At 74.0% G+C, this 21,008-nt stretch carries 20 protein-coding genes; 11 read left to right on the top strand and 9 right to left on the bottom strand.

What is annotated here, in order from left to right; translation table 11 throughout:
• Nucleotides 1-120: 120 nt before the first annotated feature.
• The 4 genes from ABZ693_RS00980 to ABZ693_RS00965 are packed head-to-tail and all read right to left on the bottom strand — an operon-like array spanning nucleotide 121 to nucleotide 5,210.
• Nucleotides 121-882, bottom strand: a complete 762-nt coding sequence (locus ABZ693_RS00980) for a GTP-binding protein (protein ID WP_381670062.1) — start codon at nucleotides 880-882, stop codon at nucleotides 121-123.
• A complete protein-coding gene (locus ABZ693_RS00975; protein ID WP_359871891.1) occupies nucleotides 863-1,276 on the bottom strand; it encodes a DUF742 domain-containing protein in 414 nt (137 codons plus the stop codon). The genes ABZ693_RS00980 and ABZ693_RS00975 overlap by 20 nt, the downstream gene beginning before the upstream one ends.
• The gene (locus ABZ693_RS00970; protein ID WP_359871889.1) at nucleotides 1,273-1,773 is read right to left on the bottom strand and encodes a roadblock/LC7 domain-containing protein; all 501 of its coding nucleotides are present in this window, start codon (nucleotides 1,771-1,773) and stop codon (nucleotides 1,273-1,275) included. Before ABZ693_RS00970 ends, ABZ693_RS00975 begins: the two co-directional genes overlap by 4 nt.
• The gene (locus ABZ693_RS00965; protein ID WP_359871887.1) at nucleotides 1,770-5,210 is read right to left on the bottom strand and encodes a nitrate- and nitrite sensing domain-containing protein; all 3,441 of its coding nucleotides are present in this window, start codon (nucleotides 5,208-5,210) and stop codon (nucleotides 1,770-1,772) included. Before ABZ693_RS00965 ends, ABZ693_RS00970 begins: the two co-directional genes overlap by 4 nt.
• A gap of 373 nt (nucleotides 5,211-5,583) precedes the next feature.
• Between ABZ693_RS00965 and ABZ693_RS00960 the strand changes: the two genes are divergently transcribed.
• Complete coding sequence (locus ABZ693_RS00960; RefSeq protein ID WP_359871885.1) at nucleotides 5,584-6,372, top strand: protein phosphatase 2C domain-containing protein; 789 nt, start codon at nucleotides 5,584-5,586, stop codon at nucleotides 6,370-6,372.
• 121 nt (nucleotides 6,373-6,493) lie between these two features.
• On the opposite strand, the gene ABZ693_RS00955 is transcribed toward ABZ693_RS00960, so the two are convergent.
• Entirely contained in the window at nucleotides 6,494-6,973 is a 480-nt protein-coding gene (locus tag ABZ693_RS00955; RefSeq protein ID WP_359871883.1) for a MarR family winged helix-turn-helix transcriptional regulator, read from the bottom strand.
• Nucleotides 6,974-7,252: 279 nt separating this feature from the next.
• On the opposite strand from ABZ693_RS00955, the gene ABZ693_RS00950 reads away from it, so the two are divergent.
• On the top strand, nucleotides 7,253-8,095 hold the full coding sequence (locus ABZ693_RS00950; RefSeq protein ID WP_359871881.1) for a lysozyme: 843 nt from the start codon (nucleotides 7,253-7,255) through the stop codon (nucleotides 8,093-8,095).
• A gap of 301 nt (nucleotides 8,096-8,396) precedes the next feature.
• The gene (locus ABZ693_RS00945; protein ID WP_359871879.1) at nucleotides 8,397-9,293 is read left to right on the top strand and encodes a lytic polysaccharide monooxygenase auxiliary activity family 9 protein; all 897 of its coding nucleotides are present in this window, start codon (nucleotides 8,397-8,399) and stop codon (nucleotides 9,291-9,293) included.
• Between the two features lie 18 nt (nucleotides 9,294-9,311).
• Here the strand turns inward: ABZ693_RS00945 and ABZ693_RS00940 are convergent, their stop codons facing one another.
• Entirely contained in the window at nucleotides 9,312-9,905 is a 594-nt protein-coding gene (locus ABZ693_RS00940) for a DUF4240 domain-containing protein (RefSeq protein WP_359871877.1), read from the bottom strand.
• A gap of 84 nt (nucleotides 9,906-9,989) precedes the next feature.
• Entirely contained in the window at nucleotides 9,990-12,401 is a 2,412-nt protein-coding gene (lon, locus tag ABZ693_RS00935) for an endopeptidase La (RefSeq protein WP_359871875.1), read from the bottom strand.
• A gap of 315 nt (nucleotides 12,402-12,716) precedes the next feature.
• On the opposite strand from lon, the gene ABZ693_RS00930 reads away from it, so the two are divergent.
• The 3 genes from ABZ693_RS00930 (at nucleotide 12,717) to ABZ693_RS00920 (ending at nucleotide 14,043) form a co-directional block, all read left to right on the top strand.
• On the top strand, nucleotides 12,717-13,079 hold the full coding sequence (locus ABZ693_RS00930; protein WP_359871873.1) for a hypothetical protein: 363 nt from the start codon (nucleotides 12,717-12,719) through the stop codon (nucleotides 13,077-13,079).
• A gap of 95 nt (nucleotides 13,080-13,174) precedes the next feature.
• Nucleotides 13,175-13,645: a DUF4259 domain-containing protein gene (locus tag ABZ693_RS00925; protein ID WP_359871871.1), complete on the top strand. Its 471-nt coding sequence runs from the start codon at nucleotides 13,175-13,177 to the stop codon at nucleotides 13,643-13,645.
• The gene (locus ABZ693_RS00920; RefSeq protein ID WP_359871869.1) at nucleotides 13,642-14,043 is read left to right on the top strand and encodes a hypothetical protein; all 402 of its coding nucleotides are present in this window, start codon (nucleotides 13,642-13,644) and stop codon (nucleotides 14,041-14,043) included. The genes ABZ693_RS00925 and ABZ693_RS00920 overlap by 4 nt, the downstream gene beginning before the upstream one ends.
• 35 nt (nucleotides 14,044-14,078) lie before the next feature.
• Here ABZ693_RS00920 and ABZ693_RS00915 read toward each other — a convergent pair whose 3' ends face one another.
• Nucleotides 14,079-15,167, bottom strand: coding sequence for an alpha/beta hydrolase family protein (locus tag ABZ693_RS00915; RefSeq protein ID WP_359871867.1), 1,089 nt, complete (start codon nucleotides 15,165-15,167; stop codon nucleotides 14,079-14,081).
• 38 nt (nucleotides 15,168-15,205) lie between these two features.
• Nucleotides 15,206-16,138 carry a zinc-binding dehydrogenase gene (locus ABZ693_RS00910; RefSeq protein WP_359871865.1) on the bottom strand — a complete coding sequence of 311 codons (933 nt, stop codon included), beginning with the start codon at nucleotides 16,136-16,138 and terminating at the stop codon, nucleotides 15,206-15,208.
• Nucleotides 16,139-16,260: 122 nt separating this feature from the next.
• Between ABZ693_RS00910 and ABZ693_RS00905 the strand changes: the two genes are divergently transcribed.
• The 5 genes from ABZ693_RS00905 to ABZ693_RS00885 all read left to right on the top strand — a co-directional run bounded on the left by ABZ693_RS00905 (nucleotide 16,261) and on the right by ABZ693_RS00885 (nucleotide 20,927).
• Nucleotides 16,261-17,217, top strand: a complete 957-nt coding sequence (locus tag ABZ693_RS00905; protein ID WP_435842316.1) for a LysR family transcriptional regulator — start codon at nucleotides 16,261-16,263, stop codon at nucleotides 17,215-17,217.
• A 151-nt stretch (nucleotides 17,218-17,368) separates the two neighbouring features.
• Nucleotides 17,369-17,923, top strand: coding sequence for a hypothetical protein (locus tag ABZ693_RS00900; RefSeq protein ID WP_359871861.1), 555 nt, complete (start codon nucleotides 17,369-17,371; stop codon nucleotides 17,921-17,923).
• A 164-nt stretch (nucleotides 17,924-18,087) separates the two neighbouring features.
• A complete protein-coding gene (locus ABZ693_RS00895; RefSeq protein ID WP_359871859.1) occupies nucleotides 18,088-18,783 on the top strand; it encodes a spermidine synthase family protein in 696 nt (231 codons plus the stop codon).
• Nucleotides 18,784-18,843: 60 nt separating this feature from the next.
• On the top strand, nucleotides 18,844-19,581 hold the full coding sequence (locus ABZ693_RS00890) for a response regulator transcription factor (RefSeq protein WP_359871857.1): 738 nt from the start codon (nucleotides 18,844-18,846) through the stop codon (nucleotides 19,579-19,581).
• Nucleotides 19,582-19,874: 293 nt separating this feature from the next.
• Nucleotides 19,875-20,927, top strand: a complete 1,053-nt coding sequence (locus tag ABZ693_RS00885; protein ID WP_359872126.1) for a HAMP domain-containing sensor histidine kinase — start codon at nucleotides 19,875-19,877, stop codon at nucleotides 20,925-20,927.
• Nucleotides 20,928-21,008: the final 81 nt, after the last annotated feature.

Below are 21,008 nucleotides of genomic sequence, written 5' to 3'. Positions count from 1 at the left end.
GGCAACGACCTTGAGGGGATCGGGGGCGGGGCGGCAGGACGGGGCGAGGCGGGCCGGAGCGTGGGGGAGCCCGCCGGGCCCCGGTCGTTCGGGGGTGTCCCGGGTTACTCGGGGCCCCGGCTATTCGGGGGTGGCCTGGAGGGAGTGCTCGACCATCGCGAGGAGTGTCTCCACGACGCTGTACCGCTTGCGCGCGTCCATGATCACGACGGGGACGCGCTCGGGCACGGTCAGCGCCTCGCGGACGTCGCTCACCGCGTAACGCTCGGTGCCCTCGAAGTGGTTGACGGCGACGAGGTAGGGCAGGCCGCAGCTCTCGAAGTAGTCGAGCGCCGGGAAGCAGTCCGTCAGCCGGCGGGTGTCGGCGAGCACGATGGCCCCGATCGCGCCGCGGATCAGGTCGTCCCACATGAACCAGAAACGCTGCTGGCCCGGCGTGCCGAAGACGTACAGGACCAGGTCGTCGTCGAGCGTGATCCGGCCGAAGTCCATGGCCACGGTGGTGGTCAGCTTGTCGGGCGTGGCGGTGAGGTCGTCGGTCTCCTCGCTCGCCTGCGTCATCAGCGCCTCGGTCTGGAGCGGGGTGATCTCCGAGATGGCGCGGACGAAGGTGGTCTTGCCGACGCCGAAGCCGCCCGCGACGACGACCTTGGTCGCGACGGGGGCCCGGCTGTGGTCCAGCTGCCAGTCCCGCGCGCCGTCCTCCGGGTCGGGTCCGGAGCCGGGACTGGTGCCCGTACCGGAGCCGGATATGAGCCCGGCGGCGGTGGGCTGGGCGGGGATGCCCGCGGCCGTACGAGCCGGTGCCGCGGGCGCGGCCGTGGTCTCGGCGGTGACGGACGGTTCGGCCACGGCGGCGGCCTCAGAGACGGCGGAGTCCACTCAGCACCCTTTCGAGGAGCGCGCGGTCGGGCCGGTCGGTGCCGTGACCGGTCCCGTACACACGTATTTTTCCCTGGTCGGCCAGGTCGCTGAGCAGCACCCGGACGACACCCAACGGCATCTTCAGCAGCGCCGAGATCTCCGCGACGGTGCGCATCCGGCGGCAGAGCTCGACGATGGCCCGCATCTCCGGCATCAGGCCGCGCGCGGCGGCCCCGCCGTCCGTGAGGACCTTGCGCTCGGGCGCGGCCTCGAGCGCGGCCACGAACGTCTCGACGAGGAGTACGTGGCCGAAGCGGGTACGGCCGCCGGTGAGCGAGTAGGGGCGGACCCGGGAGGGGCGGCGCCCCTCCCCGCGTTTCGGCAGCCGCCCCGCGGACACGGCGGACGTCACTGGACGCCTTCCATGGACTTGGCCAGTTCGCTGCGGAGTTCGGGCGTCAGGACGTGTCCGGCCCGGCCGACGAACAGCGCCATGTGGTACGCGACGACGCTCATGTCGCAGTCGGGCTCGGCGTGCACGCCGAGCAGCGAACCGTCGCTGATCGACATGACGAAGACGCTGCCCTCGTCCATCGCGACCATCGTCTGCTTGACCCCGCCGCCGTCCATGAGCCGGGCGGCGCCGATGGTGAGGCTGCCGATGCCCGAGACAATGGTGGCGAGGTCGGCGGTGGAGCCGCGCGGGCCGCCGGGCCGGCGGGCCGCGGGCGCGGCGGCCGCCACCGTGGCGCTGTTCTGGATGTCCGGGTCCGACGAGAGCAGGAGGAGCCCGTCGGAGGAGACGACGGCGACGGAGTGGACCCCCGGCACCTCCTCGACCAGGTTGCCCAGCAGCCATTGCAGGTTGCGGGCCTCACTGCTCAGTCCGAATGTTCCGGTCGCAGTCAACTGCGTGCCTCCTCGACGGTGTCCCCCGTGGTCTCCTCGGTACGTGCTGTGTCTCCGGCCCGGATCTCGGCGGCCACGTCACGGCGGCCGTTCGCGGCGCCCAGCTGGAACCCTCCGAGCCTGCGGCGCAGCGCCTCCGCGTCCACGCCGCCGCGCCGTATCCGCGGGTTGCCGGCCGCCGGGCCGGGCTGCCGCACGATCCGCGGGGTGCGCTTGGGCAGTCCCTTCTCGGTCACCCGGTCCCAGGCGCCCTCCCGGGGGCCGGGGACGGCGTCCTCGGAGGCCGGCGCGAGCCCGGCTTCGTCGGCGGGCTCGGGAACGGACTCGGGCGCGGGCACGCGAGCGGACCCGGGTGCGCGGGCCGGCGCGGGGGCCGGCTCACGGACCTGGTCGTGGGCCTGCTCGACGGCCCCTTCACGGGCCCGCTCGGGAGCCCGCTCGTGAGCGGCCTCCTCCGCGGGCGGCGGCACGGGCAGCCGTACCTGGAGCGTGGTCTCCGACACGGACTCACCGGGCGTGGGGGTGGGCTCGGGGTCCACCGTGTCGGGCACTTCTGTCGCCGCCGCCCTCGCGCCGCGTACGGGCAGGCCGGGGCGGGCGGGGGTCTCGTCCGGGTGGACGTCGTGGCCGGCGACGGCGTCGGACTCGGCGCCGTACGACGGCGTTACCGGGGACGTGGTCTCGCCGTCCCGCCGCCCGTCGTGACGGACGTCCTGACGGGCGTCGGCGCCGAGCCCGGTCTCGATGTCCGGAAGGGTCTCCAGGTCGATGTCAGCCGCCGCGTCGACGCCCATGTCCACGTCGACGTCGATGTCGATGTCGATGTCGATGTCGACGTCCCTCTCGGCATCGGCGTCGTACGTCCGCGCCGGCGCCGTCCCCGGTACCGTCCCGGCCTCCGGCTCGGTCCCCTGCCCCGGCCTGACGACCGGGTGGGAGCCCGACTCCTCGATCGCGCGCTCCGCCGCCTCGATGAGCGGGTCGCGGTGCCGCGAGGGAAGCGTGTGGGAGTTGGCCTCGGCGACCGTCCCCGGCAGGGTGAGCGGCGCGGGCCGGGCGGCGGGGCCGCCGACCGCGACGGTGGACGGGACGGCGTCCGGCTCGGCGGCGGCCAGCAGCGGGAGCGGCAGGACCACCACGGCCGCGGTGCCGCCCTGCTTCTGCTCGCGCAGCTCGACCCGTACCCCGTGCCGTGCGGCGAGCAGCGCGGCGACCCGGATGCCGAGGCCCTCGCCCTCCTCGTCCGCGCCGGCGACCTCGGGGTCCCCGAGGCGCGCGTTCAGCTCGTCCCGGCGGTCGGCGGCGATGCCGATGCCGTTGTCCTGGACGGAGAGCATGACCTCGCCGGACTCCAGCAGCCAGCCGGACAGCTGGACGTGGGTCTCGGGCGGCGAGAAGGAGGTCGCGTTCTCCAGGAGTTCGGCGACCAGGTGGCTCAGGTCGTCGGCGACGAAGCCCGCGATCTGGGTGTGCGGCGGCAGCGACTGGATGTCGACCCGCTCGTACCGCTCGATCTCGCTGACGGCGGCGCGCAGCACGTCGACGAGCGGGACCGGGCCGGGGTGGCCGTGGTGGTGCTCGTGGCCGGCGAGGACCAGCAGGTTCTCGCTGTGCCGGCGCATGACCGTGGCCATGTGGTCGAGCTTGAAGAGGGTGCCGAGGCGGTCGGGGTCCTGCTCGCGCTCCTCCAGCTTCTCGATGACGCCCAGCTGGCGCTCGACCAGGCCGAGGCTGCGCAGCGAGAGGTTGACGAAGGTGTGCTGGACGGTGCCGCGCAGGCGCTCCAGCTCGGCGACGAGCACGGCCGTCCGGCTCTGCAGCTCGGCGCGCTGGGCGGTCAGCTCGGCGACGACGGAGTCCAGGGCGCCGGCCTGGCCCGCCTGCTCGGCCTGGTCGACGTCGAGCCGCTCGACCCGGGCCACGAGGGCGGCGTACGTGCCCTGCAGCGTGTTGAGCGACCGTACGACCTGGCCGAACTCGTCGTTCCGTCCGGTGAACCGGATCGGCTCCTCGCGGTGCGGCTCGGCCGCGTCGGCCAGCCGGGCGGCGCCGCGGCGCACCACGGCGAGCGGCCGGGTGAGGCTGCGGGCGACGAAGGTGGAGATGCCGACCGCGACGAGCAGACAGCCGCCGAGCAGCGCGATGCGCGTCTCCAGCGCGGTGACGTCGTCGTCGCGGAGCCCGGTGAGCCGCTCGACGCGCTGGGTGGCGAGCGCGGACTCGACGCCGCGCATCTGCTCGATCCGGGCGGAGAGCGCGGCCTCCAGGGCGGCCGGGTCGGTGTTCAGCTCGGCCGCCGACAGCTCGGGCCGGTCGGTGAGCTTGCCCAGGTAGCGCTCGGCCTGCTTGACCTCGGGCCCGGTGACCCCGTCGGCGAGGGAGCCGCGGGCGGCGGCGGTGGCGGCCTGGTCGAAGTCGGCGAGGGAGGCGAGTTCGCGGACCCGGGCCTGCTGGGCGGCGGCGGTGAGCGCGTTCCGGGTGCGCTCGGCGTCCTCCGAGCCCTGGACCGTGTCGGTGACGTAGGTGCCGGTGACCGGGTCGTAGTGGGTGCTGCCGGTGGAGTCGGGCCGGGGCACGGAGAGCGCGGCGAGCAGCAGGCCGCGCTCGGCGGACGCCTGCTCGGTGGCGTGGCTCAGGGCCGCGGGGGCGCGGACGGCCTCGGCGGCGCGGGGCGGGGTGCGCTCGGCGAGCCGGTCGGCGAGGTCCTGGAGCTTGGTGATGATGTCGCTGTACGCCCGGTGGGCGTCCAGGGCGGTGCCCTTGCCGGTGAGCGCGGTGCGCCGGATGGAGGGCAGGCCGGCCAGGTCGTGGCGCAGGTCGTTCGGGGCGGCGGCGCGGATCTCGTCGATCTGGCGGTCGACGCGGGCGGACTTGGCCTCGGTGACCTTGCGCTTGCGCTTGCCGGTGCCGGTCTGCTCGTCACGGCCGGCGGCGATGTACGCGACGACCTCGTCGCGCTCGTCGGAGAGCGAGTGGGCGAGGGTGACGGCCTGGCGGTCCAGTTCGGCGAGGGCGACCAGGTCGACGGACTCGTCGAGGTCGGCGGAGGCGGCCAGGACGGCGGGGGCACCGGCGGCGAGGACGGTGAGGCCGACGAGGGCGACACCGGCGACGAGGCGGCTGCGGACCCGCTTGGCGCGGCCGGCGGGGGCGGGCGCCGCGGCGGGGGCCGGAGCCGGAGCCGGAGTGACGGCCGTGGGCGGGGTGGGAGCCGCGGGGGCGACCGCCACGGGGACCGGGACCGGTGCCGTGGGCGCGACCGCCACCGGCGCGGGGGCCGTGGGCGCGACCGGGACCGGGGCGCCGGTGCCGGCGGCCTGCTGGGGTCCGGTCGGCAGAGGCCGGGTGGGCAGGCCGGTGGCCTGCGGGTCACCGGGGGTCTGGCTCCGCGCGCCGTTGTTGCTCCGAGGCCGCTTCTTCTGCACCGGTGCTCGCATTCTTGACTCGTCCGCCCATGAAGCAGAGGTGACGACCGGTCACATGTATGAGCCCCCCACCTCTGGTGTGTCTTCCGACCATTTCAGCGGTTCTGGTCAGGGGACTCGCATCGGCCACTCCGCCACACGAACGAGTGAACAACACTCCGGAGTTGGCAAACAACTCCCCCTCACGGCCGCCGGGGCGGTGCGCCTACCTGCCGGTTGGATCTTCCGCGCGGCCTTTGGCAGGATGCCCGCCCGCAGCTTCCCGGGGCCCCTCCTCCCCTCCCCCACCGCATCCGCCACCGCAGGTACAGACCGTATTCGGCCGTTTGGAGGCGATGTGAAGGAGCCATGCAGGACAGGCGCACGCGGGGGCAGACTGGGGTTCATGCAGACGGAAGCGGCGACCCTCCCCGGCAGCCCCGAACGCCCCAACGAGGACTGGACGGCGACGTCCCTGCCAGCCTCGGGCGCGGGCGGCACACTGGTGGTCCTGGACGGGGTGACACCCCCGGCGGGCGAGGACGGATGTGTGCACGGCGTGCCGTGGTTCACGGCGCGACTCGGCGGCGCTTTGACCGAACTGTCCACTTCACGAAGAGATCTGACGCTGTCCGAGATCCTCTCCCGGGCAATCCGGCGCACCGCCGACGCCCACCGAAACACCTGTGACCTTTCTCACCCCCGTACGCCCCAGGCGACCGTGGCCCTGGCGCGCTGGGACGAGGTGACGGTCGACCACCTCGTCCTGTCCGACGCGGCCTTGCTCCTCCGCTCCCCCGACGGCGCGGTACGGGCCGTCCTCGACGACCGGCTCGACCACGTCCCACGCGAGATCCTGCGCTCGGTCGCCGCCACCGACCGGCTGATGCGCAACCAGGAGGGCGGCTTCTTCACCGCCGCCGCCGACCCGGCCGTGTCCGCCCGCGCGATCACCGGCACGACCCCGCGGGCCGAGGTGCGGGCCCTCGCGGGCCTGTCGGACGGGGCGACCCGGTGGGTCGAGCGGTTCGGGGCGGGCGACTGGGCGGACCTGTTCGACATCCTGGAGAAGGAGGGCACCCGCCGCCTCCTCGACCGCGTCCGCGCCCTGGAGACGGCCGACGCGGAGACGGCGACCCCGCGGGGCGGCAAGCGGCACGACGACGCGACGGCGGTGTACGTACGGCTGGAATAGCGCGCGGCGGCGGCACGGACCGGGGGCGGAGAGCTCCGGCCCATGCCACCGCCGCTCCGCCTCGCCGGCATCCCGCCGACCGGTCGGATGCCGGGGTCAGGCCGACCGAGCGTCGGGGGGATCAGGCCGAGCGGACATTGAAGTGCTGGAGCAGGCGGGCCAGTTCGGCCACCTCGGCGCGATCCCAGTCGGCCAGCTTGCGGACGTAGCTCATCCGGCGGGCGTCGCGGACCTGACGGAACCGCCCCTGGCCTTCGTCGGTCAGCCGGACCAGCGAGGCGCGACCGTCGACCGGATCCGGGTCGCGGGCGACCAGGCCGAGGTCCTCCAGGGCGCGCAGCTGCCGGCTCATCGTCGCCTTGCCGACTCCGATGTACGCGGCCAGGTCGGTGGCGCGCTGCGGGCCGACGTCGTCGAGGCGGACGAACAACCCGTAGGCGGCGGACTCCAGTTCCGGGTGGACCTCGCGGGCCATCTCGCCGGACTGAGCCCGGGCGCGGCGCAGGAGGACCGCCAGCTCGCGCTCCAGCGCGAGGAACTCCGGGTCCACGCCGCTCCCGCCGGACGCCGGCGCTTCACTCCCCGTACCGCTTTCGTGCACGTCAGCACCCCTCGCGCGCTTTCCGCTCGCTGAAAGTTTCCTCCGGCCGCGGCCATCGCCGCAGCTCTCTCAGTATTTCGCAGGATTAGACCAACGGAAGCACTCGGACCCCCTTCCGTCGGCGGGTCTACGTGCGTAGCGTCGTCCCTGGCGACGCACATGACATGTCCATCACATGTCATGTGCGCGTCACGCCTTGCCATGGTTCCGCGCCGGGCCGCCACCGGCGCGGAACCTCACGATCCGGCCTTCCCCCCCTCGACTCTGCGGAGGCACGCAATGCGTGTGCACAGATCCGGAAAGTCCCTCGCCGGTGCCGCCCTCGCGGCCCTGGCGCTCCTTCTCCCCCTCACCCTCTCCGGCACCGCCAGCGCCGCCCAGGACCCGGGCCCGAGCGCCAAGCAGATCCCCGCGCGCGGCTCCGCGCACATGGGCATGGGCGTCCTCGCCCACGACGGCCAGAGCGGGCAGCCCGGCGGCGTCTCCATCGAGGCCGTCCAGACCGAGGGCGTCGACGTCTCCGGCCACCAGGGGAACGTGGCCTGGCCGACCCTGTGGAGCAGCGGGGTGAAGTGGGCCTACGTCAAGGCGACGGAGGGGACCTACTACCAGAACCCCTACTTCGCGCAGCAGTACAACGGCTCGTACAACGTGGGCATGATCCGCGGCTCGTACCACTTCGCCACCCCCGACACCACGACCGGCGCGGCCCAGGCCGACTACTTCGTCAACAACGGCGGCGGCTGGTCCAAGGACGGCAAGACGCTGCCCGGCGCGCTCGACATCGAGTGGAACCCGTACGGCGACGCCTGCTACGGCAAGACGCAGGCCGCGATGGTCACCTGGATCCGCGACTTCCTCGCCCGCTACAAGGCCCGGACCGGCCGTGACGCGGTGATCTACACGGCGACGAGCTGGTGGACCCAGTGCACCGGCAACTACGCCGGCTTCGCCGCGACGAACCCGCTGTGGGTCGCGCGCTACGCCACCACCGTCGGTACGCTGCCGGCCGGCTGGCCGTACTACACGATGTGGCAGTACACCTCCACCGGCCCGAACGTCGGCGACCACAGCCACTTCAACGGCGACCTCTCGCGCGTGCAGGCACTCGCGAACGGCTGAGCCGGAGCCGCGCCGGACGCCGCGTACGGGGCGGGCACCGTACGCGGACTCGGGCGGGCTCCCGCGGGGCCCCGGGGTGACGACCCCCCGGGGCCCCGCCCCTTTGCGTGTCCGCGGGGGCACCCCTCTCGCGGGGGCGAGGGGCGCACGACGGCGGGATTTCCGGGCTCTTCAGTTCTCCCTCTTGCTCATTGGTATGGACCAATGCGACCCTCGGGGCGGCGCGCGGATCCCCGTAACTCCCGTGTGCCGCCGATGTGTTGCTCCCCGTCCTCCCCCGCGTACGAGAGAGAGCCCCCGCATGCCGTCGTCCTCCCGCCGCACCTCCGCCCTGGTCGCCGCCGCGGCGTCCGCAGCCGCCGCGCTCACCGCCCTCACCCCCACCGTCGCGCAGGCCCACGGCGCCGTGTTCAACCCGGTCAGCCGGATCGCGGCCTGCTACGCGGAGGGGCCGGAGACCCCGAAGTCGCAGGTGTGCAAGGACCTCGTCGCCGACTCGGGCACCCAGCCGCTCTACGACTGGAACGAGGTCAACATCGCCAACGCCGACGGCAACCACAAGGCCCTCATCCCCGACGGCAAGCTCTGTTCGGCCAACCGCGAGAAGTACCGCGCCCTCGACTGGGCCCGCTCCGACTGGCCCGCCACGGCGGTGTCCGCCGGCACCTACGGCTTCAAGATCCGGGTGACGGCGCCGCACTCCGGCACCATGACCATGTACGTCACCAAGCAGGGCTTCGACCCGACGCAGCCGCTGAAGTGGTCCGACCTCGACCCCGCCCCGGCCGCCGTCTACAACACCACCCGCACCTCGACCGACGGCTACTACGCGTTCGACGGCGACCTCCCGTCCCGCACGGGCCGTCACATCGTCTACATGGTGTGGCAGCGCAACGACAGCCCCGAGGCGTTCTACAGCTGCTCGGACGTCACCTTCGGCGGCGGCACGACCACCGCGTCCGCGGCGGCGGCGAAGGCCCCGACGGAGAAGGAGATCGCGGCGGGCGCCACGCTCTCCACGGTCAGCCACGCGGGCCACGGTGGCGACGAGCAGCCCCCGGCCCTCGCCACCGACGCGGCCGGGACTCCCGGCTCCCCGCTCCCCCTCGCCCTCGCGGGCGCCGGCGCCCTGGCCGCCTTCGGCGCGGGCAGCCTGCTCCTCACCCGCCGCCGGGGCCAGTCCCGCCAGTCCCGATAACGGGTTCCGGCAACCGTCCTAGTCCAGGCCGTCCGGGCGCGGGAAGAGGGCGGCGAGCCGGGGCAGGAGTTCTCCCCTGCGCCCCGACGGCTCGCCGCCCTCCGGGTCCCGCGCCCGGGCCGCGTCGCCTGTGACCAGGTCCGCCGCGTCGACCGCGTCGTAAAAGGCGTCGAAGTCCTCGCCGTCGCGTCCGGTCGTCTGGTTCCAGACCTCCCGGGCTATACGGTCGAGGCGCTCCCACTCGGGCCACTCCTCGTCGTCCCAGTCCTCGATGCGCCGCCCGGCGAGGGCGCGGAGCTCGGGCAGAGCGGCCAGCGTGTCCGGGTCGGCGACCGCCGTCTCGTACACGGTCCGGCCCCGCGCCACCAGCCAGAGCCGGAAGGACACGAACCCGTCGTCCGAGCACCAGCCGTCCTCGATCCGGGCCGCCGCGTCCCACAAGGGCCAGGTGTACGCGGCGTCGACGGCCGCCTCCAAGCGCGCCTGGAACGCGGCGACGGCGTCGGCCGGCAGCTCCAGGAGCCGCCGGCCCAGCCAGTCCTTACGGGCCTGCCGGTCGCCGGGCCGCGTGCCCGACGCGGCGACGAGGGTCCAGAAGTCGTCTTCGGTCATGCGCCTCAGCATCGCCGCCGGCACTGACAACGGCTGTGCGCCCCCCGCGTGGAGAGCGCACAGCCGCCACCCACCGCCGCCGGATCAGGCCGCCGCGCTCACCGCGACCTCCGCCGGGGCGAGGGCGATCTCCAGCACCTGGCGGACATCGGTGACCGGGTGGACCTCCAGCTTGTCGAGGATCTCGGCCGGGACGTCGTCCAGGTCGGCCTCGTTGCGCTTGGGGATCACGACGGTCGTGACGCCCGCGCGGTGGGCGGCCAGCAGCTTCTGCTTCAGGCCGCCGATCGGCAGGACGCGGCCGGTCAGCGAGACCTCGCCGGTCATCGCGACATCGGTGCGAACCAGCCGGCCCGAGAGGAGCGAGGCGAGGGCCGTCGTCATGGTGATGCCGGCGCTCGGACCGTCCTTGGGCACCGCGCCCGCCGGGAAGTGGATGTGCACGCCGCGGTCCTTCAGGCCGGTGACGGGCAGTTCCAGTTCCGCGCCGTGGGAGCGGAGGAAGGAGAGCGCGATCCGCGCGGACTCCTTCATGACGTCGCCGAGCTGGCCGGTGAGGGTCAGTCCGGCCGCGCCGGTCTCCGGGTCGGCCAGCGACGCCTCGACGAACAGGACATCGCCGCCCGCGCCGGTCACCGCGAGCCCGGTGGCGACACCGGGCACGGAGGTACGGCGTTCGGCCGGGTCCTGCGCCGACTCGGGGACGTGGTGCGGACGGCCGATCAGGCCGCGCAGCTCGTCGGGTCCGATGGTGAACGGCAGCTCCCGCCCGCCGAGTTCGTGCTGGGCGGCGACCTTCCGGAGCAGCCGGGCGATCGAACGCTCCAGGGTGCGGACGCCCGCCTCCCGGGTGTACTCGCCGGCGAGCCGGCGCAGCGCCGCCTCCTCCAGGACGACCTCACCCTTCTCCAGACCGGCCCGCTCCAGCTGCCTCGGCAGCAGGTGGTCGCGGGCGATGACGACCTTCTCGTCCTCGGTGTAGCCGTCGAGCCGGACCAGCTCCATCCGGTCGAGCAGGGCCTCCGGGATGGATTCGAGGACATTGGCGGTCGCCAGGAACACGACGTCGCTCAGGTCGAGTTCGACCTCCAGGTAGTGGTCGCGGAAGGTGTGGTTCTGCGCCGGGTCCAGGACCTCCAGGAGGGCCGCGGCCGGGTCGCCCCGGTAGTCGGAGCCGACCTTGTCGATCTCGTCGAGCAGCACCACCGGGTTCATGGACCCGGCTTCCTTGATCGCCCGGACGACACGGCCGGGCAGCGCGCCGACGTACGTCCGCCGGTGACCGCGGATCTCCGCCTCGTCGCGTACGCCGCCGAGCGCGACGCGGACGAACTTCCGCCCCATCGCGTGCGCGACCGATTCGGCGATCGAGGTCTTTCCGACGCCGGGCGGGCCGACCAGCGCGAGCACCGCGCCGCCGCGACGGCCGCCGACGACCCCGAGGCCGCGCTCGGCCCGCCGCTTGCGCACCGCCAGGTACTCGGTGATCCGCTCCTTCACGTCCTCCAGGCCCGCGTGCTCGGCGTCGAGGACCGCCTGGGCGCCCTGGATGTCGTACGCGTCCTCCGTACGCTCGTTCCACGGCAGTTCGAGCACGGTGTCGAGCCAGGTGCGGATCCAGGACCCTTCCGGGGACTGGTCGCTGGAACGCTCCAGCTTCTCGACTTCCTTCAGGGCCGCCTCGCGGACCTTCTCCGGCAGGTCGGCGGCCTCGACGCGGGCGCGGTAGTCGTCGGACTCGTCACCCTCGCCCTCGCCGTTGAGGTCGCGCAGTTCCTTGCGTACGGCGTCGAGCTGGCGGCGCAGCAGGAACTCGCGCTGCTGCTTGTCGACGCCCTCCTGGACGTCCTTGGCGATGGTCTCGGCGACGTCCTGCTCGGCCAGGTGCTCGCGCAGCTGCGCGGTGGCGAGCCGGAGCCGGGCGACCGGGTCGGCGGTCTCCAGCAGGGCGACCTTCTGGTCGACGGTGAGGAAGGGCGAGTAGCCGGCGTTGTCGGCGAGGGCTCCGACGTCCTCGATCTGCTGGACGCGGTCGACGACCTGCCAGGCCCCGCGCTTCTTCAGCCAGCTGGTGGCCAGCGCCTTGTACTCCTTGACCAGCTCGGTCACGGAGCCGGGAATCGGGTCGGGCAGGGTCTCCTCGACGGTGCCGCCCTCGACCCACAGGGCCCCGCCGGGCCCCGTCGTCCCGGCGCCGATCCGCACCCGCCCGCGACCGCGCACGAGCGCGCCGGGGTCGCCGTCGGACAGCCGCCCGACCTGCTCGACGGTGCCGAGCACACCGGTCGCGGCGTACGTGCCGTCGACCCGGGGCACGAGCAGCACCCTCGGCTTGCCGCTGCCCCCACGCGCGGCGGCCTGCGCGGCCTCGACCGCGGCCCGCACCTCGTTGTCGGACAGGTCCAGCGGCACGACCATTCCGGGCAGCACGACCTCGTCGTCGAGCGGCAGCACAGGCAGGGTAAGCGGCGCGGACGCCACGGACTCGGAAGCCATGATCTCCCCTTCGGCAGTCAAGTTGAGCTACACCGACTCAATGCATGTGAGCCTCCCGGTGTTCCCCACCCTTGTTCGCTCTGAGCGATCACCCCGGCCGGGCCTTCGGACGGCGTCGGCCGAAGTGGGGGTGCGGCAGGACACTCGGCCTGCCGCAGGCGGCCACATAGGCTCGCGCCATGGGTGCGTTCTTACCGTTTCTCATCTGACGGCGGGCTTCGCCGCGGTTCTGGCGTTCTTCGCGTGGCCGGCCGTACGGATACGGCGCCGGGGGCTCGGCCGGTGGGCCGGTCTACTGAGGCGGGGTGCCGGCCGATGACCACGGTGCTGTGGGTCGCGGGAGTGATCGTCACGCTGGGGGCCGGCGCGTTTCTGGCGGACCGCGTGCTGCTGGCGATGGAGGCGCGCGGCTGGATCTACTGGCGCAAGACCAAGGGCCTGTCGTCCATCGGCGTCGATTTCGTCCAGGAGGGCGACCCCGGAGCCCAGGCGGTCAAGCGCGCGATGGAACAGGAACGCGTGCGGAAGAACGTCAAGCCGGCGGAGGACCCGCCCTTCCGGGTGGACCTGGGCTCCGGCACGGTGCACATCCGCCGCAGAGGCACGGGCACGGAGACAGAGAAAGAGACAGAGACAGAGACGAACACGAACACGGGACGCGACGAACGGGAGCCGTGAGCCCGCTCCGCCCTCCCCCTTCTCTTTCCACCTCCCCGGCCGTTGTCAGTGGTGGCTGCCACGATGCCCGCACACCACCTCAAGGAGGAGCGGACATGGGCACCTGGGACATCGGCCCCTTCGACAACGACACCGCCGCGGACTGGTGCGGCACCCTCGACGACGCCTCCTTGGAGGCGCGCCAGGGCCTGGTCCACGACACGCTCGCGGGGGCGGTCGGCACGACCGACGAGCTCGACGCGGACGTCGCCGCCGAAGCCGTCGCCGCGGCCGCCCTGGTCGCCACGCAATTCCCTGGCGGCGAGCGCGCCCACCCGCACTACGGACCGGACGAGCCCCTCCCCGACCTCACCGGTCTGCGCGCCCTCGCCCTCCAGACCCTCGACCGCGTCGTGACCGAGCCGTCCGAACTCCTCGAACTCTGGGAAGAATCCGGCGAGGGCAACCTCTGGCAGTCGGGCATCGACCGGCTGCGCACCGTACTCGCCCCCACGCCTCCCGGCGAACAGCTCGCTCCGAACCTGCTGCCCGCCGCCCCCGTCGACGCGCCCGGAAGGCCGTCATGAGCTGGGACGTTCTCCTCTTCCGCCTGCCCGCCGGCATCACGTCGTCGGAGGACATACCCGCCGACTACACCCCGCCCCCGCTCGGCACGCCCCAGGACGTCGGCGCCGCCGTGCGGGCGGCCGTGCCCGGGGTCGATCTGTCGGACCCCGCGTGGGGCGAACTCGTCGGCCCGAGCTGGTCCATGGAGCTCAACATCGGCGATGCCGACGCCGTGCACTCGGTCATGCTCCACATCCGGGGCTCCGGCGACGACGTACTCGCTGTCGTCTTCCGGATCGCGGACGCCTTGGGCTGCCGGGCTCTGGACCTCTCCTCCGGTCTGCTCGAACCCGACGGCCCCGACGGCTGGCACGCCTTCCAGGAGTACCGCGACCGCGTGCTCGGCACCTCTGACTGACGCCCGACCGACGGCACCGGCCGTGTCGCGACGGCTCACATGGCCGTCCCCGTCGAGGTCAGAGCCCCGGCGAGATGGTCGGCGAGACGAGGCAGCCAGTCGGGGCGGGCGTTGCCGAGGAGGTGGTCGCCGTGCGGGACGCGGAGGTGGGTGGCGTGGGGGGCGAGGCGGGCCAGCGGCTCGCCGTTGGTCACGCCGGGGATGACGTCCTGGTCGCCGTCCACCACCAGGAGCGGTGCCGTGACGCGCGGGGCCAGGTCCGTGAGGTCCACTCGGCGGGCGAAGGCGCGGGCGGCGTCGGGGCCGCCGGTGCGCCGGGTCAGGATGTCGGCTACCGGTGCGGGCAGTTCCGCCCAGTCGAGGCGGAACGGGCCGCTGACCGTGGCGGCCGCCGCCACACGCGGTTCCAGGGCCGCGGTCCGGGCCGCGAAGTAGCCGCCCAGGCTGAGGCCGACAAGCCCGACCCGGGGGACGTCGAGGGCGTCGACGACCCGGCCCACGACCTGCTCGTAGTCCGGGCGGAGGGGCGAGGTGGCGGCCAGCGCGCCCTGCCCGGAACCGTCCATCGCGTACACCGCCAGGCCCCTGGCCAGCAGCGCGTCCGTCACGTCCAGGAACTCCTCCTTCGCCGAGTCCAGGCCGGGGATCACGATCACGGTGCCGGCGGCCGTCGCCGCGTCGCGCGGGACGCGCAGCCAGCCGGTGAATCCCTCGCCGCGGATCCGCCGCGCGCCGGGTTCCCGCACGGCGAGGGCCCGGCCCAGGGCGTCGTCCGCCTCGGCGGCGGCCCGCGCCATCTCCGCCCGTGCCTCCGGGCCCGTCGGAGCCGCCACCCCCGCCACCTCGTACGGCACGAGCGTGGCGAGGTGGAACCAGCGGGCCGCCGTCAGCAGATGCTCCCCGGCCGTAACGGCCGATACGGGCGTGCCGGCGCGCTCCAGGTAGGCGTGCCCGGTGCGCCGGAGGGCCGGGCACCAGTCGGCGCGGGAGCCGAGCGCGCCGGTGACGCGCCGGTACTCGTGGGGGTCGACCCCGATACCGAGGGCACGGGTCCACTGGTCCTCGGCGTACGCGCGGGCCTCGGCCACACCCCTGGGATCGTTCCCGCCGGTCGGCTTGTCCATCGGGTTCCTTCCCTCCATGAGTCCACTCACCTGGTCGCTCATCGCACGCCGCCTCCCGTCAGCAGGACCGCCTTGCCGCGGATACGGCGCTCGCGCAGGTCGACCAGGACGGCGGCGGTCTCCGCCCAGTCGGCGGTCCGGCCGATCTCCGGGTGCAGCCGTCCCTGCGCGACGAGGCGGACGAGGGTGGCGAGATCGGGGCCGTACGGGCCTCCGGCGTAGTGGAAGTGCCGGATCGTCACGCGTTCGGGGCCGCCCAGCAGGTCGAAGAAGTCGAGGGTCACCGGCGTGCGGCCGGCCTGCCCGAACCAGACGAGCGTGCCGCCGGGGCGCGTCTTCGCGAGGGCGACCGGCAGCGCCGGCCCGCCCGTGGACTCCAGGACGACGTCGAACGGCCCCCGCGCGTCCGCCACGTCGTGCACCACCTCGGCACCCAGCTCCGCGAGCCGCGCCCCGCGCTCCGGGGTGGCGGTCACCGCGGTGACCTCGGCTCCGGCCGCGACCGCCAGTTCGGTGACGTAGTGGCCGACCCCGCCCGAGGCGCCGGTCAGCAGCACGCGCCGCCCGGCCACGGAACCGGCCGTGCGCAGGAGGCGCAGGGCGGTGATCCCGGCCAGCGGCAGGGCCGCCGCCCGTACGGTGTCGACGGTGTCGGGCAGGACGGCGAGCGCGTCGGTGGGGACGGCCGCGTACTCCGCCCAGCCGCCCTGGGCCGGGTGGCCGACCACGCGGGTGCCGATGCCGGGTCCGGAACCGTCGGCCGCCGGCTGGACGACGAGGCCCGCGATGTCCTTGCCCAGCAGATATCCGGACACGCGGGACTCGGGGCGGTCGAGGAGAAACGTCTCGCCCCGGTTCGGCGCGAACGCCTCGACCTTCACCAGCGCCTCGTCGGGCCCGGGCACGGGCTGGGGAACGTGAGCGAAGACGACCGGCCGCGCCGCCTCCCCCGTGGGGATCAGTCTGTGCATGGCGAGGATGCAACCGCCCGGCCCGCCCGCCGATCCAACAACGGACGGAGGACGCCGACAACCATCGGTTGTCGCCCCTGGGTGACGCCTGGAAAACTAGGGTTCCGCCCATGGATCTGGATCTGGATCTCGACATGGCGCAGGTACGGGCCTTCGTACGGGTCGCCGAGGAACTGCACTTCGGGCGGGCCGCCGGGACGCTCGGGCTCTCCCAGCAGGCCCTGTCCAAGCGGGTCGCGCGCCTGGAGTCCCTGCTGGGCACCACGCTGCTGCACCGCGGCGGGGTCGGGCTGACGGAGGCCGGGCGGCGGTTCCTGCCGGCGGCCCGGCAGGCGCTGGCCGCCGCCGACGCCGCGGTCGCGGCGGTGACACCGGACGGCCGGCGGGGCGGCCGTCCGCTGCGCGTCGACGTCTGGGGACACCTCTACGCGCCGATGCGCACCCTGGCCGAGGTCGCGGGCGGTGTCGCCGACGACATCACCGGTGGGGCCGGGGAGCTGGCGCTGGGCCACGGACGCGATCTGCCGTCCGTAACGGCGGCCCTGCTGCGCGGCGACGCCGACGCGGCCTTCGGCCGGGTCCACCCTCCCCTGCACCCCGCCCTCTCCCACCGTCTCGTCCGCCTCGAACCCGTGGACGCGGTGCTGAGCGCGGACCATCCGCTCGCCGCGGAACCGGCGCTGCGCCCCGACCAGCTGAGCGGTGGCCTGCTGTGGGCGCCGGGCGCGCTGGACCGGCTCGATTTCCTCCACCGGTTCGCCGAGCGCTTCGGCGTCCGCGACATCGCCACGGGCGTCAACCTGGGGCTCGCCCATTTCCTCGCGGAGGTGACGCACGATCCGCGCCGTTTCTCGCTGCTGCCCGCCGACGTGCCGTTGCCCGACGTCCCCGGGCTGCGCTGCGTCCCGCTGGTCGATCCCACGCCGCTGTACGCGTGGTCGCTGGTCTGGCGCACCGGCCACGGCCATCCGGGGCTCGCCCGTCTCACCGCCGCGTGCGCCGCGCGAGCGGGGCGTGCGCGCTGGCTGGAATACGACCCGGCGCGCGACTGGCTGCCCGAACCGCCTTCGGGGCCCTGAGACACCGGAAGCATCACCCGTACGGGCGCATGTTCGCTCTGAGCGATCAGGTATCCGGGCAGCGCCGCCGGAATCCCCGCCGCCGGACCCCCTGCCGCCGAATGACCGCGTTCCACGGCGCGGACCCCGTCCGGCCGGGCAAGCTCGCCCCATGAAGACGGAGCGCACGCAGCACTACACCCACAGATCCGGGTACGGGTACGGGTACGGATTCGGCCACAGCGCCCGGCGCGGCTTCGGGCTCGCCACCGTCCTGGCCGCCGCCCTCGCCGTGACCGGCTGCGGCCAGGCCCCGGCGGCCCCGCCGCCACCCCCGGCCTCGTCCGCCGCGCCCGCCTCCGGCGCCGAGCCCGCGCCCCGGGACCGGCTGGTCGAGGTGGTCGTCAGCGGCGGCTTCGCCGGGATCTCCCACCGACTGGTGGTCCGCTACGACGGCTCGTACACCCGGACCCGCGGCACCAAGGAGCCCACCTCCGGCCGCATGGATCCGGCCGGGACCGCCGCGCTGCGCGCCGCCCTGGAGGACCCCGCGTACGCCCGGGTCCCCGAGCGGCCGTCGACCGCCCCGACGGTGGCCGACGGGTTCACGTACCAGGTCACGTACGGGCAGCGGGTCGTCGTCACCCAGGACGGCACCCCGCGCCCGCCCGCGCTCCAGCGGGTCCTCGACGCGCTCCCGGAGGACGCCCCGCCGGCCCGCCCCTGACACCGGGCCCCGCCGCCCCACCCCGTACCCCGTACGCCCGAACCCGCCCCGAGCCCACCCCGCCCCGCTCCACCCCCGCACCCGCCTTAAGCGGTTGTCCCCGCCACCCGCTCCCGCGCAGGATGGCCGGGCGAACCCGTACCACCGAGCGCCACGGAGTGATCATGACGAGCCCCGTCACCCTCGACCGCCGTGAAGGCCCGTACGGCGAGGTCGTCCTGCGCAGACGCGCCGGGGAGGAGGGGGTCGAGCACTACGAGATCATCGCCAACGGCACCTTCCTGATGGACACCTCCGACGGCCGTTCCGAGCGGCTGCTGATCGACGCGGCGCGCGACGCGCTGCCGGCCGGCCGGATCGCGCCGTCGGTCCTCGTCGGCGGCCTCGGCGTCGGTTTCTCGCTCGTCCACGCGGCGGCCGACCCCCGCTGGGGCCGGATCGTGGTCGCGGAGCGCGAGACCGCGATCATCGACTGGCACCGCGAGGGTCCGCTCGCCGCCGTCTCCGGCACCGCGCTCGCCGATCCGCGCACCGTGATCCTGCACACGGACCTCGTCGAACATCTGCGCACCACCCCCGACCGGTACGACGCGCTGTGTCTGGACATCGACAACGGGCCCGACTGGACGGTCACCGAGGACAACGAATCCCTTTACTCCGCCGAGGGTTTGGCGACCTGCGCCGCCCGCCTCACCCCGGGCGGGATCCTGGCCGTATGGTCGGCCCGGCCGTCGGCCGATTTCGAAGAGTCCTTGCGGAATGCCGGTTTCACCGGGGTAAGGACGGAAGAGGTGCCGGTTGCCCGGGGCGTCCCCGACGTGGTCCACCTCGCGGTCCGGCCCTCCCGATCACCTGCGTAGCCTTGGCGCCGCCGCTGCCTCTAGGCTGCTGCACCGACATCGGCGACGCGAGGCGGGGCAATGGAGCAGACACACACCACGAACCACGGTGCGGCGGCCACCCCGGGGGCGCAGCGGCGCGTGCTCGTCGTCGAGGACGACCCGACGATCGTGGACGCGATCGCGACCCGGCTGCGGGCCGAGGGGTTCCTCGTGCAGACCGCGACCGACGGCCCGGCGGCCGTGGACGCCGCCGAGGCGTGGCAGCCGGACCTGATGGTGCTCGACGTGATGCTGCCGGGCTTCGACGGCCTGGAGGTGTGCCGCCGGGTGCAGGCCCGGCGGCCCGTGCCGGTGCTCATGCTCACCGCGCGGGACGACGAGACGGACATGCTGGTCGGCCTCGGCGTGGGTGCCGACGACTACATGACCAAGCCGTTCTCGATGCGTGAGCTGGCCGCCCGGGTGCACGTGCTGCTGCGCCGGGTGGAGCGGGCCGCGCTCGCGGCGGCGACGCCGCGCAGCGGGATCCTGCGGCTCGGCGAGCTGGAGATCGACCACGCGCAGCGCCGGGTCCGGGTCCGGGCCGACGACGTGCACCTGACGCCGACCGAGTTCGACCTGCTGGTCTGCCTCGCGAACACCCCGCGCGCGGTGCTCTCGCGCGAGCAGCTGCTCGCCGAGGTGTGGGACTGGGCGGACGCCTCCGGCACCCGGACCGTGGACAGCCACATCAAGGCGCTGCGCCGGAAGATCGGGGCGGAGCGGATCCGTACCGTGCACGGCGTGGGCTACGCGCTGGAGACCCCGGCACCGTGAACCTGCGGGGGTGGGCGCCCGGAACCCGGCGCCCGGAACAGCGTCCGTGCCGGGAGAACCACCTGCTCCGGGAGGCCCGGGTGTTCCGGGAGCACGTGTTCCGGGAGGCTCGCGCGCTCCGGGAGGCCCGTGCCCTCCCGGAGGCCCGCGCACTCCGGCGCAAGCTCCGGGCCGGGGCCCGCAAGAGCCGCGCGTACGGGCGGGATCTCACGTACCGGACCGCCCGGAAGTACCGCGCGCGCCCCCGCACCCACGACCACCCGTTCCGGCACGGCCCCCCGCACCGCCGCCGTATCGCGATCTCCATCAAGACCAAGCTGGGCTCCCTGGTCGTCGGCGCGGTGCTGCTGACCTCGGGACTCGCCCTGGTGGCGATCCGGACCTCGACCGAGTTCCGCTACATCACGATCTTCGCGATGATCGCCACTCTGCTGATCACCCAGTTCGTGGCCCAGTCCCTGACCGCCCCGCTGGACGAGATGAACCACGTCGCCGGCTCGATCTCGCGCGGCGACTTCAGCCGCCGGGTGCGCGGCGCGGACCGCCGGGACGAGCTGGGCGACCTGGCGTCGACCATCAACCGGATGGCGGACGACCTGGAGGCGGTGGACCGCCACCGCAAGGAGCTGGTCGCCAACGTCTCGCACGAGCTGCGCACCCCCATCGCCGCGCTCCGGGCCGTCCTGGAGAACGTGGTGGACGGGGTCTCCGAGGCCGATCCGGAGACGATGCGGACCGCGCTGAAGCAGACCGAGCGGCTCGGCCGGCTGGTGGAGACCCTGCTCGACCTCTCCCGCCTGGACAACGGCGTCGTCACACTGCGTGCGCGCCGCTTCGAGGTGTGGCCGTACCTCTCCGGAATTCTGCGCGAGGCGAACCTGGCCGCGTCCCAGCGCGGCCTGTCCTCGACCTCGGGCCTGCACCGCCGTACCGACGTCCATCTCCACCTGGACGTCTCCCCGCCGGAGCTGACCGGGCACGCGGACGCGGAGCGGCTGCACCAGGTGATGGCGAATCTCATCGACAACGCGGTCAAGCACTCCCCGCCGCACGGCCGCGTCACCGTACGGGCGCGCCGCGGGCCGTATCCGGACTCGCTGGAGCTGGAGGTCCAGGACGAGGGCCCGGGCATCCCGGAGGCGGAGCGGCACAAGGTCTTCGAGCGGTTCAACCGGGGCGCGGTCCCGGCCCGGTACGGGCCGGGCAGCGACGGCGGCACCGGGCTCGGCCTGGCGATCGCCCGCTGGGCGGTGGATCTGCACGGCGGACGCATCGGCGTGGCCGAATCCTCACGGGGCTGCCGGATCAGGCTCACTCTTCCGGGCAGCCTTCCACCGTGCGATTGACGTAGGGTTCGAACCGGAAGAACACGTTCTGCGTGTACGTGGTCGGGGCGCGCGGCCGAACGGGGCCGCAGCCGCGGTTTC

The organism is Streptomyces laurentii (genome assembly GCF_040635425.1).
GTDB lineage: Bacteria > Actinomycetota > Actinomycetes > Streptomycetales > Streptomycetaceae > Streptomyces > Streptomyces laurentii.
This window is presented reverse-complemented; position numbering and strand designations above follow the sequence as displayed.